The sequence below is a fragment of the uncultured Thiocystis sp. genome (assembly GCF_903866365.1).
Taxonomy (GTDB): Bacteria; Pseudomonadota; Gammaproteobacteria; order Chromatiales; family Chromatiaceae; genus Chromatium.
Window position 1 is genome coordinate 1 of the sequence record NZ_CAIPNF010000439.1, and the last position, 17,456, is coordinate 17,456.

A 17,456-nucleotide genomic window follows, 5' to 3' on the forward strand; every position below is an offset into this window, starting at 1 on the left:
GACGAACACTGGGACGCCTGCCTCGACGTGCTCAAGGAACGTCCGCGCCGCCGTCGCTTGCAAACCGTTCCGGCCAGGGTCATGCAGATGATGAACTCACAAGTGCGTCAACGGTGCGGTTAAGTTGGCGCTTATGGGTGAATACCCCGTCCCGCCTCAGGATGTCGGAGTAGCGACAAACATCGATGTTGTCAACTAAATTTATCGCCGTGTTGAGTTGGTATAAAATCTTAATACCTTACGCCTAACCGAGATCGATCAACGTGACTCACATTGCCGCAAAATCCACTGCCGCAAAACCGATCGCCGTCAAATTAGAGCAAGACATCCGCGACCGCATCAAACGGCTTGCCGAGGTACGCCAGCGGTCAACACATTGGCTCATGCGTGAAGCAATCCAGCAATACGTCGAGCGCGAGGAACGATGCGAAGCCTTTCGGCAGGATGGCATCCAGGCTTGGGAGGCTTATCGTAGGACTGGCCTGCATGTGACTCTGGAAGAAGCCGATGCCTGGCTCATCACGCTAGAAGACGGTCATGACGTGGAACCGCCTGAATGTCACGTTTGATTTGGTCGCGGGCCGCGCTCCTTGACGTGCAGCGACTGCATCGCTTTTTGGCAGCCAACAACAGCGATGCTGCACGACGTGCGGTCAAAGCGATCAGGGAGGGAGTGAAGGTCATCGCCATGCATCCGAGTATTGGCAGACCCGTTCCCGAGATGGCTCCTGAGTACCGTGAATGGCCCATCGGTTTTGGCGAAAGCGGCTATATCGCGCTGTATCGTTGTGACGGAAACACCCCTGTGATCCTCGCTGTTCGCCATCAGAAAGAAGCTGGATATTGAAAGATCATGACCAATCGACATCCGCTCGCCAAGGCCAAGGCGCACCATGCCGCCGGTCGTCTGGACAGTGCCGAGGCGCTGTACCGAGCTCTGCTGGAAACCGATGCGGATCATCCCGAAGCCAATCATGGCCTGGGCGTGCTGGAGATCGAAGGTGGCCGTTTCGAGTCCGCCCTCTTGCACTTGCAACGGGCGCTGGAACAGTCGCCGGAGACTGGCCATTACTGGCAATCGTTCGCTGAAGGTCTGCTCCTGGCCGAGCGTCCCGAGGAGGCGCTGACGGTGATCGGGCAGGCGTTGGCGAGCGGACTCGATACGCCCGCCGCCCAAGATCTCAGGGCGCGTCTCGCGACTGGACTCGGCGAGCCGACCCCCGTTGCCGTCCCAACCTTCGGGACAACGAATGCCGTTTGCGTGTCGAGTGACGGCGGATGGCATTCCACCAAGGCGCTGATCGTCGTGGATGCAGATCGCCAGGCCAACGATCATGAAAGGCTGATCGGTCTGCTTCAGGCAGGTCAGCTCGCACCAGCCGAAACGTTGGCGCGTGACCTCGGTGCCCGCGATCCAGGGGATCATTTTGCCTGGAAGGTGCTGGGTACTCTGTTGGTCCAGGACGACCGCTGTCAGGCCGCCATCCCGATACTGGAGCTGGCGCGACAGCTAGCGCCGGAGGACGCGGAGACGCTCAACAATCTGGGGCGAGCCTATCAGATGGCGGAACGGCCGGATGACGCCCTGGCGCTCTATCGTCATGCGCTGGCGCTGCGGCCCGAGTTTGCCGAATGCTGGAACAATCAGGGCATGACCCAGCATGCCCTGGGACAACTGGATGCATCGCTCATAGTTATGACCGTGCCCGGCGCTTCAGCCGACCGATGGCAGGGCGCATAACAACCGGGGAAATGTCCTGCGCGAACTGGAGCGCTTCGAGGAGGCGCTGGCCTGTCATGACCGGGCGCTGGCGCTCGATCCCCAGAGTGCCGAGGCACACAGCAATCGGGGTTTGGCATTGCAGGAACTGGAACGCATTGACGAGGCGTTGGCCTGTCATGCCCAAGCCTTGTCGATTCGCCAGGATGTCCCCGATATTTGGGTGAATTTGGGCGTGACACTGCGCGGCAAAGGACGCATCGATGAGGCGTTGACGGCATTCGATCAGGCATTGACCCTGAATCCGAATTCAGCCGAGGCGCATGGCAATCGGGGGCTTGTCCTGCAGGCGCTCGGTCGGCTCGACGAGGCACTGAAGTGCTTCGAACGAGCCCTGGCGATCAAACCACGTTCCGCCGAGGCGCTGAATAATCTGGGTATCCTGCTGCGCGATCTCGGGCGGCTCGATGCCGCCCGCGCCAGTCTCGATCAGGCGCTGACCATCAAACCGGATTACGCGGCGGCACTGATCAACCGGGGAAATGTCCTGAAGGATCTGGGGCAACTGGATGCTGCACTAGCCGAGACTCGACCAGCTCAATCTGTGGGACTGATTTGCCGCCTTTAGGCGGCCCAAGAACCGTGGGGCCGCGTTAGCGACCCCTTGCCGCTTTGAGCGGCTCACGAATTCAAAGCCCCCGGCTCTGCCGGGGGATGGTTACTCCGGATTCATTTCGAGCTGAATGAACGCCAAGCCGTCCTGGACGCCATCACGCAGATGCTGGATACAATGCCCTGGCTGGCCGAACCCTGGCCCGATGATCTGCAAATCCACATCAATCGTCCGTTCCTGGCACCTCTCGCGATGTTCGATGAACGTTTCGTCGAAGGTGACCTGGGCCAATGGATTCAGGCGGCCATCATAGCGGCCCTGGCGGCAGCGGAACGCACTCCTTGAGCGCAATGCTTCAGCACCGTCGCCAACTTCCCATCGGCATCCAGACCTTCGCCAAGATTCGCGAGGGCGATTATTACTATGTGGATAAAACGCCACTGGCCTGGCGTCTGGCGCAAGCTCTTTTCGGGGCTGAACAATCTGCGTGACATCACCCTCTCGCCCGAGTATTCGACCCTTTGCGGTTCTACCGACGCCGATGTGGACGCCGTCTTTGCGCCCGAACTTGAGGGGCTCGACCGCGACGCGATCCGCCGCTGGTAAAACGGTTACAACTGGCTGGGCGAGGCGGTGTATAACCCCTTCGATCTGCTCCAGGCCAATGACCTCGCGGGTCTGAAGGATCTGTTCCAGTCTTTTTTCGCCAGCATCCCCAACGACTGGTATCGCAACAATCCCATTGCCCGGTATGAAGGTTATTACGCCAGCGTCTTTTACAGCTATTTCGCCGCCCTGGGACTGGAGATCCGGCTGGAGGACGCGACCAATCAGGGACGGATCGACATGACGGTGCAATTCAACGGCCATATCTATCTGTTTGAATTCAAAGTCGTCGAACTGGTGCCGGAGGGACATGCCCTGCAACAGATCAAGGACCGGGGCTATGCCGAAAAATACCGCGCCGAGGGGCAGCCGATCCATCTGATCGGGGTGGAGTTTTCGCGCGAGGGGCGGCATCTGGTGGGGTTTGAGGTCGAGACGCTGTGATGGTCCGGCCCGGCGATGGTTTCACCCTCTCCCCCCGGCCCCCTCCCGCCAGGGGAGGGGGGATCACTTGGCTGAAATCACGCTATTCGTAAAGCTCGGCCAGCGACATCGAGAATCCGATTGAATCAAGGCGCAGCAGATCGTCCGGTTGCTGTAGCCGTTGGCACTGCCTGAAATCACCCGGCGTGTAGATTTCCACCAACATCTGATCCTGCGCAATGAGCAGATAGTCCCGCAAGGTCGGCAGTTGAAAATAGGCGAAGCGCTTATCGCCACGATCATAACGCTGAGTGCCGGGCGAGAGGACTTCCGCGATCATGATCGGATCGGTCTTGAAGTAGGGATCGCCACGTTGCGCTCCGCAGCGGACGAAGACATCGGGATAGTAGAACTCGTCAGCGACGCGAATTTTGAGATCGCCCTTGTAAACCCGGCATGGCGCTCCTTTGAGATGCGTGCGCAGGGCGGACGCTAGGTTGAGCGCGATCTCCTCGTGACGGTCGCTGGCGCCGGTCATGCCATAGAGATAACCGTCCACCAGTTCGTGACGGACCAGTTGCTCCAGCTCGAATGCCAGATAGTCATGAGGACTCATGCGTGGCAGGGATTCCGGTTGTGCGTGCATGCGCCAGTTGTCTCCGAGTTGGTCCAAATATAGCGATACAATACAGTAACTCCACGCCGGACGGGTCATCCGGCCCGTCCGCCATGTTTTGGGGTCTAATGGTCAGCCGTGGCCTTGCCGCTGACGCGGTGATGTGTTTAATCCAAGCCATCTCACAACGATCAGCGATGCGCCCTGCATGTGACATCACCTTTTTCTTGGATCGAAACATCATGAACCGCACTGCTGAAATCTATGAGCGCGACTTTGATGCCTGGGTTCAACGTCAGGTTTTTCTATTGAGACAGGGTAAAACCGGCGAGATTGACGTGGAGCATCTCATCGAAGAGCTTGAAGACATGGGCAAAAGCAACCTTCGGGAGCTGGAAAGCCGATTCATTATTTTGATTGCGCATTTGCTGAAATGGCAATTTCAACTGGAGACACTGGCGACGCAGTGGAAGGAATTCGAAGGGAAAAGCTGGCGTAAGACCATCATCGAGCAGCGCGCTCAACTTTTATTCCTGATCAAAAAAGTTCCAAGCCTCAAGTCATCGCTTCACCTGGCGATGACAGAGGCGTATCCCGAAGCGCGGCGACTGACCATCAGAGAAACCAATTTGGCTCCAGATGTCTTTCCAGTTGATTGCCCCTATTCGGTAGAACAGCTTTTTGACGAGGATTTTTATCCCGATTGCACCCAGAACTGATACATGCCAGCAAAGGTTCTCGGGTTCTCCAGCTCAAACTGGTGCCAATGCTCCAGATTGGTCGCGGACGGATTGTCGGGAAAGCGTTGCCGATAGTCGGTCATGACGCGGTGGTCGAGGATATAACCCAGAAAGTTCAACTCTAGCTCGCGCAACAATTCGGCAAGACGCGGCAGGGTAAAACGGTGTTCGTGGACATGAAACAGCAGATCGCGGCAGCCGCTCAGGGTCAGACCGATCTTAATCCTCATTCGGTCTTACTTCGGTACGATGCCGCTTAACCAAACCTGACAACCGCCCCCATGACCGCAACCGACCGCATTCGCGACGACTTCGACAGCCCCTGGAAAGATGCGTTGGAGCACGACTTCCCGGAGTTCCTCGCGCTGCTGTATCCGCGCATCCATGCCGGAATCGACTGGTCGAAGGGGCATGAATTTCTCGACTAAAGAACTCCAGCAAGTCGTCCGCGACGCCGAACTGGGCCGCCGCTACGCCGACAAACTCGTCAAGGTCCAGACCCGCGAAGGCCAGGAAACCTGGGTGCTGGTCCATGTCGAGGTTCAGGGCGCGGCACAGGCCGGGTTTGCCGAGCGGATGTACGTCTATCATTACCGCCTGTTCGACCGTTACCGGGTCGACATCGTCAGCCGCGCGGTGCTGGCCGATGACACCCCCGGCTTTCGGCCCCGAAGCGACCGCCGTTGCCGCTGGGGATGTCACGTTTTCTTTCGCTTTCCGGTCCAGAAACTGTTGGACTGGCACGCGCGCTGGGACGCGCTCGAAGCCAGCCCCAATCCGTTCGGCGTGGTCGTCATGGCCCACCTGAAGGCCCAGGAAAGCAAGGACGGCGCAAGCCGCAAGCACTGGAAATGGCGCCTGACGCGCCTGCTCTACTAACGTGGCTACGCGCGGGAACAGATACTCGAACTCTTCCGCGTCATCGATTGGATGCTACGGCTGCCGGACGAGTGGGAGCGGGAATTCATGCACGAACTGATTGCCTTCGAGGAGCAAGCCAAGATGCCCTACATCACCAGCGTCGAACGATTCAGCCGGCAGGAAGGCCGTCAGGAAGGTCGGCAGGAAGGTCGGCAGGAAGGTCGGCAGGAAGGTCGGCAGGAAGGTCGGCAGGAAGGTCGGCAGGAAGGCGCAGCCATCATCCTGCTCCGCTTGATCGCCCTCAAATTCGGTCCTCCGGACAGCGCCCTGAGTCAACGGATTCAACGTTCCGACTCGAGGAAGATCACAAGTCGCTCAAGTCCAACGCGGCCCTGGCCAAATCACCGACCCGGACACGGCGGACACGGCGGACACCGTCCAATCACGTGTTCTTGTCGATCTGCGCGGTCTTCAAGCTCGAATGCCTCAAGCGGGTCCACAAGCTCAACCATTTCGCCCTGCGCGCGAAGATCTATGTCGAAGCTCTGCAGCATGCCTTCGCCGAACTCGGGCGTCTGAAGGCTGCTGCGTAACATCAGTTAGCGAATGAGGATCCGCTCCCATTGAAGATTCCACCATTGAAGACAAACGCCAGCCAGGATTTGCTCGCGCAAGCCATTGCTCACCATGAAGCGGCCCGTCTGGACGTGGCCGAGCATCTGTACCGGGCCGTGCTGGCAGTCGATGATGCGCATGCCGAGGCCAATCACCACCTTGGGGTGCTGGAGATCGAGCGTGGGCAAATCGATGCGGGATTGCCCCATCTGCAACGGGCATTGGAAAGCGCGCCCGAGACTGGCCACTACTGGCAGTCATTCGCCGATGCGCTGCTGTTGGCTCGGCGGTACGAGGATGCGCTGACCGTGATTGAGCAGGCGCTGGCCTGCGGACTCGATACACCCGCGGCCCGCGATCTGCGAGCGCGTATTGAGACGGATCGCAACGCGCCCACCCGAGGCACGGACACTGCCGCTGAGTCGGTGGGCGCGGTGGACTCTTCAGAACACAGGACGGCGGATTCGGCGACGCGCTCGTCCGCCGCGCTCAAATCGCGCGAACAGACCCAAAGAGACCGGTTGCTTGGCCTGCTAAGGACTGGCCAACTCCCGCGCGCCAAGATTGTGGCGCGCCGACTCACCGCGTCCGATCCAGAGTGCGCACTCGGTTGGAAAGTGCTGGGCACCCTGCTCGTGCGCGACGCTGACAGCCTGGCGGCGTTGCCGATATTGGAAAAGGCGCGACGGCTGGATCCTGATGACCCGGAAACTATGAATAGCCTCGCTCGCGCCCACCAAGCCCTAGAGCAAGCTGATGAAGCTGTAGAAATCTATCGAGAGGCGCTGGCGCTTCAGCCTAATCGTTCGGAAATTTGGAACAATCTGGGCATGGCCTTGCAACAATTAGGTCTGTTCGAAGAGGCATTGATCAGTTTCAATAAAGCCATCCAAAATCAGCAGGACTACACCAAGGCGCACAATAACTGCGGGATTCTTCTGAGGGTGATTGGTCGGCCACAAGATGCGCTAGCCTGTTTCGAGGAGGCGCTAAAGATTCAGCCGGACGATACCGACTCTCTCAACAACCTGGGGTTGGCGCTGCAGGATCTCCACCGGTTTGATGCCGCCTTAGCTTGCTTTGATAGGGTTCTGGCGATGAAGCCAGATCATGCTGTGGCCATGACCAATCGTGGCAATGTTCTCAAGGATCAGGGTTATCTGGACGAGGCAATGGACTGCTACGAACGGGCACTGGAGATTCAGCCGGATTTTATCGTGCCTCGGCAAAATCACCTGTTTTGTTTGAATTACCAAGATCAGCTTCCGCGCGAACAAGTGTTTGCCGGGCATCTGGCCTTCGAACATTACCAGACAGCCAAAATTGCGAAACTCGATCCTATTGCGAAGCCAGATCGCGATCCGGAGCGCCCGCTGCGAATTGGCTTGGTCTCTGGTGATTTTTGCCTACATTCCGTGGCCTTCTTTCTGCTGCCGGTGGTGGAACACCTTGATCGCCAACGATTCCAGGTGTTTTGCTACATGACGAGTCATCGTCAGGACGAGGTAACCCAGGCCTTTCGCGGATTCGCTAATAGCTGGATTGATGCCGCAGAGTTGGGGCCGTGCGCATTGGCTGAACGCATCCGCGCCGATTCAATCGATCTGCTGCTAGACCTCAGTGGCCACAGCAACGGGAATGCCCTGTTGGCCTTTGCCGCCAAACCGGCGCCAGTCCAGATTACCTGGATCGGCTACCCCAACACGACCGGGCTCACAGCCATGGACTATCGCTTGGTGGATGCGACCACCGACCCCGTGGGGGAGGCCGATGCCCATCATTCGGAGTGCCTGATTCGTCTCCCCACGGGTTTCCTCTGTTACCGCCCCTGGGGTGCGGGGAGTGCGCTGCCAGTCGGTCCGTCACCGTTTCTGGAGAGCGGCCAGATTACCTTCGGTTCTTTCAACAACATCGCCAAACTGACCCCCGCCACCATCGATCTCTGGGCCAGTGTGTTGCGGTCCATGCCCGATGCCCGACTGCTACTCAAAAGCCATTCAGTCTCGGATGTTCACGTCTGGAACCGCTTGATCGCTCAGTTCACGGAACGCGGCGTTGCTCCGCACCGGCTAGAGGCTCTGCCGCGAGCACCCTCTTACACGGATCATCTCATGGAGTACCGACGTCTCGACGTTGCGCTCGATACCTTTCCGTATCATGGAACCACTACCACTTGCGAAGCCCTTTTTATGGGCGTACCGGTGGTGACACTCATCGGCGACCGTCATGTCTCGCGAGTAGGCGCCAGCCTCCTGAATCGCGTTGGTCTGCCCGAACTGATCGCGACCTCACAAGAAGACTATGTACGCATAGCCACCGGACTAGCTGCGGATCGGAAGCGGCTGACCGCGCTGCGGGCTGGTTTGCGCGAGCGCCTGGAGCGAAGTCCTCTCCGCGATGAGATGGGCTTCACCCATACATTGGAGGCGGTTTTGCGTCAAATGTGGCGCATCTGGTGTGCGAACGAGGCTCCAAGGGTGTTCGATCTCGGCGCTCCCTTCGGGAGTCTAAATAGCCGGCATGGTGCCGCTTTACCTTCAGGTGACAAAATTGCAAAGGGGATCAGGAACAAACCGAAGAATGCTCGGAACGAAAGCAGTCTTGCCGCACTCAGGCAGATGAAAAAGAGATCCCATCTCAAAGGCTCTCGAAAAAATTCTCCGACATCGGCTGAACAGGCAACCGTCCTCGCGTTATTTGATCAGGGACGCTATACCAATGCGGAGGCCGCCGCGCGACAACTCACCGAACGCTATCCCGATGCCATGTTCGGCTGGAAAGCGCTTGGAACTATCCTGGTCAAAGCCAACCAACATCAGGCCGCGCTCCCATTCTTACTGGAGGCGATCCGACTGTCTCCCAGCGATGCGGAGGCGATTCATAACCTGGGATTTGCACTCCTGAGCCTGGCGCGTATCGATGAGGCCGTGGGGTGCTTCAAGCGGGCATTGGAGATCAGTCCGGATTATGTCGAGGCGCATATCAACCTCGGAACGGCGTATAAGGATTTGAATCGTCTTGACGAAGCGATGGAGCATTTCGGGCAGGCACTGGAACTCAGTCCCGATCATCCCGAGGCCCATTGCAACCGGGGCGTCGCATTCGAGGATCTGGGACGTTTGGACGAGGCAGTGACCGATTACCGTCGGGCCTTGGCGCTGCAGCCCGTCTATCCTCAGGCTCAAAATAATCTGGGGAATGCCTACAAGAATCTGGGATTGTTAGACGAGGCCGTCGCCTGTTACCGACAGGTGCTGGACATCCAGCCTGATCTGACCGCGACGTTCAGCAATCTCCTGCTGTGTCTGAATTACCAAACGGATGTTTCGCAAGCGCGGCTCTTCGCCGAGCATCAGGCATTTGAACAACGGCAGGCGGCCAAGGTGTTGCGGCTGCCGACTCTTGCGACACTGGAAAGCGACCCGGAGCGGGTGTTGCGCATCGGTCTTGTGTCAGGGGACTTGCGTCTCCATTCGGTGGCCTTTTTTCTGCTGCCGGTGCTGGAGCACCTCAACCGGGAGCAGTTTCAGGTGTTTTGCTATTCCAGAAGCCACCGCAAGGATGAAGTGACCAAGGTTTTTCGCCGGCTCTCCGACGGCTGGATCGATTGTCCGGGCTTGTCGCAGCAGGAGCTGGCCGAGCGTATCCGGGCCGATGGCATCGATCTGTTGGTCGATCTCAGTGGCCACACCAGCCCCAACGCCTTGCTCGCCTTCGCGGCCAGGCCTGCGCCGGTGCAGATCACCTGGCTCGGCTACCCCAACACCACTGGCCTGACCGCCATGGACTATCGTCTGGTGGATGCCGTGACCGACCCGGTTGGGGAGTCCGACGCCTACCATTCGGAATGTCTGATCCGCCTGCCGCGAGGCTTTCTCTGTTACCGCCCCTGGAAGTCCGGCGCGGAACTGCCGGTCGCCCTGCCTCCCTGTCTGGAAGAGAACCGGATCACCTTTGGTTCGTTCAATAATCTCGCCAAAATAACCCCAGACACATTGGATCTTTGGGTCGCGGTGATGCGCGTCGTGCCTGACGCCCACCTGCTGCTCAAAAGCCATACGGCCTTTGATACCCAGGTTTGGGATCGATTGGTCACCTACTTCGCCGAGCAGGGTATTGCGTCCGAGCGCCTGGAGATCCTCCCGCGCGCGCCCTCTTACGTGGAGCATCTCGCTCAATACCAGCGTCTCGACATCGCGCTCGATACCTTTCCCTACCATGGCACCACCACCACCTGCGAAGCCCTTTTCATGGGCGTGCCGGTGATCACCCTGATGGGGGATCGTCATGCCGCGCGAGTCGGTGCCAGTCTGCTGACCCAGGTCGGTCTACCCGAGCTGATCGCAAAATCTTCGCGGGAGTATGCGGAGATTGCCAAGGATCTCGCGAGCGACCTGGAGCGGTTGAAGGAACTGCGTGGTGGATTGCGCGAGCGCCTCGAACGCAGCCCTCTGCGTGACGAGGCTGGATTTTCCCGGATCATGGGAAGAGCCCTGCGGCAGATGTGGCGCATCTGGTGCGCCGGTGAACCGCCACGGGTCTTCGAGGTCAGTCCGGAACAGGATATCGAGGATCAAAGTCCACAGCATCCTGTCCACCTCTCGCCGACAAGTTTGACCAGTGACGCTGATCCCGTTTCCACGCCAGGGGCCAAGCGCAAGCAACCGCGAAAAAAAAAACCGCCGAAACCTGTCATAAAACCTGAGTCCGCCGCGACCCAGCCACAGGGTTCCGCTGTGCTGGTGAAGGCGCGACAGGCCAGGTCTCCGACGCCCTCCGAGCAGGATGCCGTGATCGGGCTTTTTAACCAAGGGCGCTATCTCGAAGCCGAGGCTGCGGCACGTCGACTGACCGAGAACTATCCCGAGGCCATGTTCGGTTGGAAGATCCTCGGGACCAGTCTCGTGAAATCCAACCAGCACGAGGCCGCCTTCCCCCTCTTACTGGAGGCGAACCGAATCGCGCCCGGCGACGCTGAATGCATCAACAGCCTGGGGTCCGCCCTGCAACATCTTGGGCGCCTGGAGGAGGCGCTGGCCTGCTTTGAACGAGCCGTGGAGCTCCGGCCCGATTATGCCCTGGCACACAATAATCAGGGCGCGGTCCTCAGTGACATGGGTCGGTTCGAGGCAGCGCTGGCCTGTTACGAGCAGGCATTGTCCATCGCCCCGAACTCGGCTGAAGTCCATGATAATCTGGGTCTGACCATGCACTTGATGGGGCGCGACGAAGACGCTCTGGCCTGCTTCGAGCGAGTCCTGGCGATCAAGCCCGAGACTGTCGATGCACTGAACAAGCGGGGCATCCTGTTACAAAATTTTGGTCGGTTCGACGATGCCCTGATCAGCCTGGATCAGGCACTGGCGATCAAACCGGATTCAGCGGACGCACTCAACAACCGCGGCAATATCCTCAAGGATCAGGGGTACCTGGACGAGGCAATGGACTGTTATCGTCGGGCAGTGGAGATTCAACCGGATTTGATCGAACCCTGGCATAACCGTCTGCTGTGTCTGAATTATCAGGCCGACATCCCCCGTGAAAAGGTGTTTGCCGAGCATCGGGCGTTCGAGCAGTACCAGGCGGCCAAGGTCTTCCGACTTCCTCCCCTCGCGACACTGGACCGCGATCCGGAGCGACGACTGCGAATCGGTCTGGTGTCGGGCGATTTCCGCCAGCATTCCGTGGCCTTCTTTCTGCTGCCGGTGATGGAGCGCCTCGATCGCCAGCGGTTCCAGGTGTTTTGCTACATGACAAGCCATCGGCGGGATGACGTGACCCGAACCTTTCGCGCCTTGGCCGATGGCTGGGTCGACAGTGCTGGATTGGGGGCTCGCGCACTGGCCAATCGCATCCGCGCCGATGGCATCGATCTGCTGCTGGACCTCAGCGGTCATACCGAAGGAAATTTCTTGCTGGCCTTTGCCGCCAAACCCGCGCCGGTGCAGATCACCTGGATCGGCTATCCCAACACCACCGGGCTGACGGCCATGGATTATCGCCTGGTGGACGCGGTGACCGATCCGCCGGGTGAGGCCGACGCCGATCACTCGGAGTGCCTGATCCGGCTGCCCAGTGGCTTTCTTTGTTATCGGCCCTGGGATGCGGGACTGGCGCTGCCAGTCGGGCCACTCCCCTGTCTGGAGACTGGCGGAATCACGTTCGGTTCGTTCAATAATCTTGCTAAGCTGACCCCCATAACCCTTGATCTCTGGGGCGAACTGCTGAGAGCCATGCCCGATGCGCGCCTGCTGCTCAAGACCCCAACGACGGCGGAAATTCAGGTCTGGGACCGATTGGTTGCGCGCTTCGCGCGGCAGGGAATTGCGCCGGAACGTCTGGAGGCACTCTCCCGTACACCTGATTACGCGGAGCATCTGAGACTCTACCAGCGCATCGACATCGCGCTCGACCCCTTTCCCTACCATGGCACCACCACCACCTGCGAGGCGCTCTTCATGGGGGTTCCCGTGGTCACGCTGGCGGGCGATCGTCATGTCTCGCGGGTGGGTGCCAGTCTTTTGACCCGAGTCGGCTTACCTGAACTGATCGCGACCTCGCCGGCGGACTATGCGCGCATTGCCGGCGAACTGGCGGCTGATCGCAAACGCCTGAGCGAGTTGCGTGCCGGGCTGCGCGAGCGCCTGGCGCAAAGCCCACTGTGCGACGAGATTGGTTTTACTCGCATCTTGGAGGGCGCGCTGCGCGAGATGTGGCGCATCTGGTGCGCGGATGAGTCGCCTCGGGTATTCGATGTCACGCCGTCAAAAGAGGCGGGTGATGACGGTCGCCGTGGCAAGGAGGCACGCCATCATTTGGGGAAGACACGACCGGCTGCCACGCCAACGCCAACGCCATCCGAACAGGATGCGGTGATCACGCTGTTCGATCAGGGGCGTCTCGCCGAGGCCGAGACCGCCGCGCGCCAGTTCACCGAACGCTACCCAGAGGCAATGTTTGGCTGGAAGGCGCTTGGAACCATTCTGGGGAAACGCCATGACAGTCAGGCCGCCGAACCCATCTTACGGCAGGCGCTCCAGCGGTCACCGCGTGATGTCGAGACCCTCGACACCCTGGGAAAGGTGCTGTTGGACCTTAACCGATTGGACGAGGCGGTTGTCTGTCTGGAACAGGCGCTCGCCATCCAGCCGGAATTTACACCGGCACACAACAATCTGGGCGCTGTCCTCAGAACCCAGGGCAATTTGAACGCGGCCGTGGCGAGTTATCGTCGTGCCCTGGCGATCCGTCCGGACGACGCCGAGGCACACAGCAATCTGGGTACCGTCCTCAAAGACCTGGGGCGATTGGACGAGGCGCTCGCCTGCTACTCGCGCGCCCTGGAAATCCAGCCGGGCTTTGCAGCAGCCCACAGCAATCGCTTATTTTGTCTGAACTATCAGACGGACATCTCGCGCGAACAGGTCTTTGCCGAACATCGTGCCTACGAACACCAGCAGGCGGCACGGGTCGAGCGGATGTCTCTGGCTGTGCCCGATCGCGATCCAGGGCGAGTCTTGCGACTTGGCTTGGTCTCCGGGGATTTGCGTGATCACTCCGTCGCCTTTTTTCTGCGCCCGATCCTGGAACGGATCGACCGCGGCCACTTTCAGGTCTTCTGTTATTCCAAGAGCCATCAGCGCGATGGGGCCACCGAGTCCTTCGAGCGCCTGGCAAACGCCTGGTTTGATGCTTCGGGACTGAGCGATGATGCGTTGGTTCAGCGTATCCAATCGGATCGCATCGACATCCTGTTGGATCTCAGTGGCCACACCAGCGGCAACGCACTCATGGCCTTCGCAGCCAAACCAGCGCCGGTACAGGTCACCTGGATCGGTTACCCCAATACCACCGGACTGACCGCCATGGATTACCGTCTGGTGGATGTCATGACCGATCCGGCAGGTGAGGCGGATACCTATCATTCGGAACATCTTATCCGCCTGCCAACCGGTTTTTTGTGTTATCGCCCCTTGGCGCAGGAGGGCGCGGCTCTTTCAGTCAGTTCGCTTCCAAGCCCCCGCAAGGGTGTTGTGACCTTCGGCTCCTTCAATACGCTCGCCAAAATCAGTCCAGCCGCTCTTGACCTCTGGGCGATGGTGCTGCGGGCGGTGCCTGAGTCCAGATTACTACTCAAAAGCAGCCTGGCCGTGGACAGCAGCGCCTGGGCGACCGTCATGGCGCATTTCGAGACTCGGGAGGTTGACCCCAGTCGTCTGGAGATTCTGCCCTGTGCCGCCGCGCACCAAGATCATCTCGCGCTCTATCGGCGTCTGGATATCGCGCTCGACACCTTTCCCTACCATGGCACCACCACGACTTGCGAAGCGCTCTTCATGGGTGTGCCGGTGGTCACGCTGGCGGGCGACCGTCATGTCTCGCGGGTAGGTGCCAGTCTCTTGACCCGCGTCGGCTTGCCCGAACTGATCGCGACCACGCCGGCGGACTACGCGCGCATTGCCGGTGAACTGGCGGTTGATCGCAAGCGCCTGAGCGAGTTGCGTGCTGGGCTGCGCGAGCGCTTGGCGCGAAGTCCGCTGTGCGACGAGGTTGGTTTCACCCGCACCTTGGAGGGCGCGCTGCGCGAGATGTGGCGCATCTGGTGCGCGGACGAACCGCCGCACGCCTTCGACGTGGATGCCCGGTGAGACGTCATGGCTTAAGATGAGCACACGATGATCGGCTAGGATCTATTGCAATGACCACGACTCCAGGGTTGCTCGAACAAGCGATCGCTCACCATCATGCCGGGCGCCTCGACGCAGCCGAACACATCTATCGCGCACTGTTGGCGCTCGACTCCGATCAGACTGAATCCCTGCATCATCTGGGCGTGCTGGAGATCGAAACCGGCCGGATTGACGAGGGCTTGACGCACCTGCAACGGGCGTCGGAGATCGCCCCCGAGATCGGGCGTTACTGGCTGGGCCTTGCTCAAGGACTGCTGATCGCGCAACGCCCCGAGGATGCCTTGAGTGCATTGGATCGGGCCGAGGCGATTGGTCTCGACTCCCCGCTGGCGCGAGAGTTGCGTCAATCCATTGAGGACGCAATGCGCGACAAGGTAGACTCGACGACGCGCGATCAGAACCAACCAGGCTCCCGCCAGCCAGATGAAATGGATCCAATGTCGACACTAGACTCCTCGCCTGTCACGGATGAACAATCCACGAGCCTGCGATTGACCATCGCCGACGATGTCCGCATCCGCGTCCCCGATGACATCAATTGCCCGACCACCTATATCCTGCTTGAACAGGAAGACTGGTTCGACGAGGCCATGCCCTTTTTGCGCCGTTTGATTCAACCCGGCATGGTGACGCTGGATGTCGGTGCCAACTACGGCGTTTATGCCTTGACCATGGCCAAACGGATGCGCGGGGAAGGCAAGGTGATTGCCCTGGAGCCGGCCCGGGCTCCGAGTGCGATGTTGAGCCGCAGCATCGAGGACAACGGCTTTCAGGATGTCATCACGCTGCTTCGTCTCGGACTTTCGGATCATCCTGGCGAGACCAACATCGTCACCGATGCCTTCGGCGAAGTCACCCGCCAAAAAAACGGCGACGCCAGCGAAAGCGTCCGCATCTTGACGCTCGATACGCTGCATCGGGAGGCGCACTGGCCCAGCGGATCAACCGTCGATGTCCTGAGACTCGATGTTTCCGGCGACATACATTCCATCCTCAAGGGCGGAGCCGAATTTCTCGCCAGACAAGACCCTTTGATCATGTTTGGCCTTGCCCGAGGCGAGCGGATCAGCCAGGTTTTGCTCGATATCTTCAAGGATCTTGGGATGACTCTGTATCGACTGATACCGGCTCTCAATGCTCTTGCGCCGTTTGACGAAGATCAACAGGGGGAGGACACTGACAGGCAGCGCACCCTGTTTGCCTGTGGAGCCGTCCAGGCGGAACATCTCAGACAACGTGGATTGATGATTTAATCCTGGCGTTCTTATTGCTAATTGGAGTCTGTCAGCATGCAATGGGCTGAGGTCATCGAAGATCCTTCCTTGCAGAATTTGCCGTACAAAATCGAGCTGAACCGCTGGGGGAACATCGAGATGAGTCCTGCCAGCAATCGGCATGGTTGGTTGCAATCCCGTCTAATCGTACTTTTGTCGAAAATCCTGCCTAAAGGTGAAGTCATCAGCGAATGCTCGATACAGACATCCATCGGTATCAGGGTGCCCGATGTCGTTTGGTGCTCAGCGGATTTCTTGCAAAGACATGGATTCGCGACCCCCTATCTCGAAGCCCCCGAGATTTGCATCGAGGTTCTTTCGCCCTCCAAGAGCCGTGGCGAAATGGATGAAAAGACAGTCGCCTATCTGGCGGCGGGTGCCCACGAAGTCTGGCTCGTGGATGAATTCCTCCAGATGGAGATGTTCGATGCCAGTGGAAACCTTCCCGAATCCAGGTTCGACGCGCGCATCGCGACTCGGATTGCGGGGCTGCATCCGGTTTCTACTTCTTGATCACTTAAACACTCTTGTTGAGATGAATCCATGAATCCAAGCCGCTGGCCAACCCAACTTGCCGCCTATCCCTATGCCCAGCCGCTCCTGATCGGTTGGCAGATTGCCGATCACTCACGGGATCGCCATTGGTTGGAGTATGAACAGGCACTCAATGATTATCTGGCATCTCAAGATGAAGCCAACTCCGAAGATCAGCGTGAATGGCTGCTCAAGAGCAGAGAGCAATTCCAGCAATTGGCGGAAAAAGGCGATGCTCACATTGGTACAAGTTTCGCGTTGATTCGGGTCAATGCCGAATTGGGCGATCGTCAAGCGGCCATGGATGCGATCGAGGCATTGTTACAGGTGATGCCCTGGCTGGCGGAGCCATTGCCCGAGGAATTGCAACTCCAGATCAATCGGCCTTTCATCGCGCCAATCCCATCCTTTGATTTTCGCGCCGTCGAAAGTGATTTGGGAGAATGGCTGCAGGAAGGCTTGCGCGAGAGCTTGGAAACCTTGGAAAAACCTGACTTCAGTTTTTAAAGCACCTGGATAGCGTCCATTATGGCATGCGTCGGTTCGAGTGATTGTGCGGATTGTCATGAACTAAACCGCGTCCATGACGGTATGCGTGGTTTTGAGTGATCAACCAGGTTGGCGCTAGGGAGTTCAATCTGATGCAAAAAGGCGCCAGATGGTTCATGCAGGTTTTTCGTCGCAGGCGTGAGCGGTGACGCTCCTGCTGTCGTCTCGCAGGCTGGTCTCGACAGCCTCGTCGTGCCAGGCCACACTTCGCGACC

At 59.0% G+C, this 17,456-nt stretch carries 16 protein-coding genes and 2 pseudogenes; 15 read left to right on the forward strand and 3 right to left on the reverse strand.

Annotated elements, in window-relative coordinates; genetic code table 11:
- Positions 1-263 precede the first annotated feature (263 nt).
- The 7 genes and pseudogenes from QZY07_RS23845 to QZY07_RS23870 form a co-directional block, all read left to right on the forward strand.
- Complete coding sequence (locus tag QZY07_RS23845) at positions 264-569, forward strand: ribbon-helix-helix protein, CopG family (protein ID WP_295408340.1); 306 nt, start codon at positions 264-266, stop codon at positions 567-569.
- Positions 557-847 carry a type II toxin-antitoxin system RelE/ParE family toxin gene (locus QZY07_RS23850; protein WP_295408342.1) on the forward strand — a complete coding sequence of 97 codons (291 nt, stop codon included), beginning with the start codon at positions 557-559 and terminating at the stop codon, positions 845-847. Before QZY07_RS23845 ends, QZY07_RS23850 begins: the two co-directional genes overlap by 13 nt.
- 6 nt (positions 848-853) lie before the next feature.
- Positions 854-1,741 (forward strand): tetratricopeptide repeat protein, encoded by an 888-nt coding sequence (locus QZY07_RS23855; protein WP_295408345.1) that lies wholly within the window; start codon positions 854-856, stop codon positions 1,739-1,741.
- A gap of 10 nt (positions 1,742-1,751) precedes the next feature.
- Positions 1,752-2,348 (forward strand): annotated as a pseudogene (locus tag QZY07_RS23860) (tetratricopeptide repeat protein); the annotation flags it as partial.
- A gap of 162 nt (positions 2,349-2,510) precedes the next feature.
- Positions 2,511-2,678, forward strand: coding sequence for a hypothetical protein (locus tag QZY07_RS23865; RefSeq protein ID WP_295408347.1), 168 nt, complete (start codon positions 2,511-2,513; stop codon positions 2,676-2,678).
- Positions 2,679-2,683: 5 nt separating this feature from the next.
- Complete coding sequence (locus tag QZY07_RS27595) at positions 2,684-2,824, forward strand: AAA family ATPase (protein WP_363184777.1); 141 nt, start codon at positions 2,684-2,686, stop codon at positions 2,822-2,824.
- A pseudogene (locus QZY07_RS23870) lies at positions 2,796-3,383 on the forward strand (PD-(D/E)XK nuclease domain-containing protein); the annotation flags it as partial. The gene QZY07_RS27595 and the pseudogene QZY07_RS23870, both read left to right, overlap by 29 nt.
- Positions 3,384-3,465: 82 nt before the next feature.
- Here the strand turns inward: QZY07_RS23870 and QZY07_RS23875 are convergent.
- A complete protein-coding gene (locus QZY07_RS23875; RefSeq protein WP_295408349.1) occupies positions 3,466-4,008 on the reverse strand; it encodes a Uma2 family endonuclease in 543 nt (180 codons plus the stop codon).
- Positions 4,009-4,220: 212 nt separating this feature from the next.
- Between QZY07_RS23875 and QZY07_RS23880 the strand changes: the two genes are divergently transcribed.
- Complete coding sequence (locus QZY07_RS23880) at positions 4,221-4,697, forward strand: DUF29 domain-containing protein (protein WP_295408350.1); 477 nt, start codon at positions 4,221-4,223, stop codon at positions 4,695-4,697.
- On the opposite strand, the gene QZY07_RS23885 is transcribed toward QZY07_RS23880, so the two are convergent.
- Positions 4,673-4,948, reverse strand: a complete 276-nt coding sequence (locus tag QZY07_RS23885) for a hypothetical protein (protein WP_295408352.1) — start codon at positions 4,946-4,948, stop codon at positions 4,673-4,675. The two genes, QZY07_RS23880 and QZY07_RS23885, sit on opposite strands and share 25 nt — an antisense overlap.
- Positions 4,949-4,999: 51 nt before the next feature.
- Between QZY07_RS23885 and QZY07_RS23890 the strand changes: the two genes are divergently transcribed.
- A complete protein-coding gene (locus QZY07_RS23890) occupies positions 5,000-5,146 on the forward strand; it encodes a hypothetical protein (RefSeq protein WP_295408354.1) in 147 nt (48 codons plus the stop codon).
- A complete protein-coding gene (locus tag QZY07_RS23895) occupies positions 5,130-5,597 on the forward strand; it encodes a hypothetical protein (protein ID WP_295408356.1) in 468 nt (155 codons plus the stop codon). The genes QZY07_RS23890 and QZY07_RS23895 overlap by 17 nt, the downstream gene beginning before the upstream one ends.
- A 54-nt stretch (positions 5,598-5,651) precedes the next feature.
- On the opposite strand, the gene QZY07_RS23900 is transcribed toward QZY07_RS23895, so the two are convergent.
- The gene (locus QZY07_RS23900) at positions 5,652-5,924 is read right to left on the reverse strand and encodes a hypothetical protein (RefSeq protein WP_295408358.1); all 273 of its coding nucleotides are present in this window, start codon (positions 5,922-5,924) and stop codon (positions 5,652-5,654) included.
- 101 nt (positions 5,925-6,025) lie between these two features.
- On the opposite strand from QZY07_RS23900, the gene QZY07_RS23905 reads away from it, so the two are divergent.
- From QZY07_RS23905 to QZY07_RS23925, 5 genes are read left to right on the forward strand one after another with little or no spacing between them, the layout of a single operon-like run.
- Complete coding sequence (locus QZY07_RS23905) at positions 6,026-6,172, forward strand: hypothetical protein (protein WP_295408360.1); 147 nt, start codon at positions 6,026-6,028, stop codon at positions 6,170-6,172.
- Positions 6,173-6,202: 30 nt separating this feature from the next.
- Complete coding sequence (locus QZY07_RS23910) at positions 6,203-14,842, forward strand: tetratricopeptide repeat protein (RefSeq protein ID WP_295408362.1); 8,640 nt, start codon at positions 6,203-6,205, stop codon at positions 14,840-14,842.
- A gap of 50 nt (positions 14,843-14,892) precedes the next feature.
- Positions 14,893-16,137 carry an FkbM family methyltransferase gene (locus tag QZY07_RS23915; protein ID WP_295408364.1) on the forward strand — a complete coding sequence of 415 codons (1,245 nt, stop codon included), beginning with the start codon at positions 14,893-14,895 and terminating at the stop codon, positions 16,135-16,137.
- Between the two features lie 36 nt (positions 16,138-16,173).
- Positions 16,174-16,671: a Uma2 family endonuclease gene (locus tag QZY07_RS23920; protein WP_295408366.1), complete on the forward strand. Its 498-nt coding sequence runs from the start codon at positions 16,174-16,176 to the stop codon at positions 16,669-16,671.
- Between the two features lie 30 nt (positions 16,672-16,701).
- Positions 16,702-17,199: a hypothetical protein gene (locus tag QZY07_RS23925; protein WP_295408368.1), complete on the forward strand. Its 498-nt coding sequence runs from the start codon at positions 16,702-16,704 to the stop codon at positions 17,197-17,199.
- Positions 17,200-17,456 lie beyond the last annotated feature (257 nt).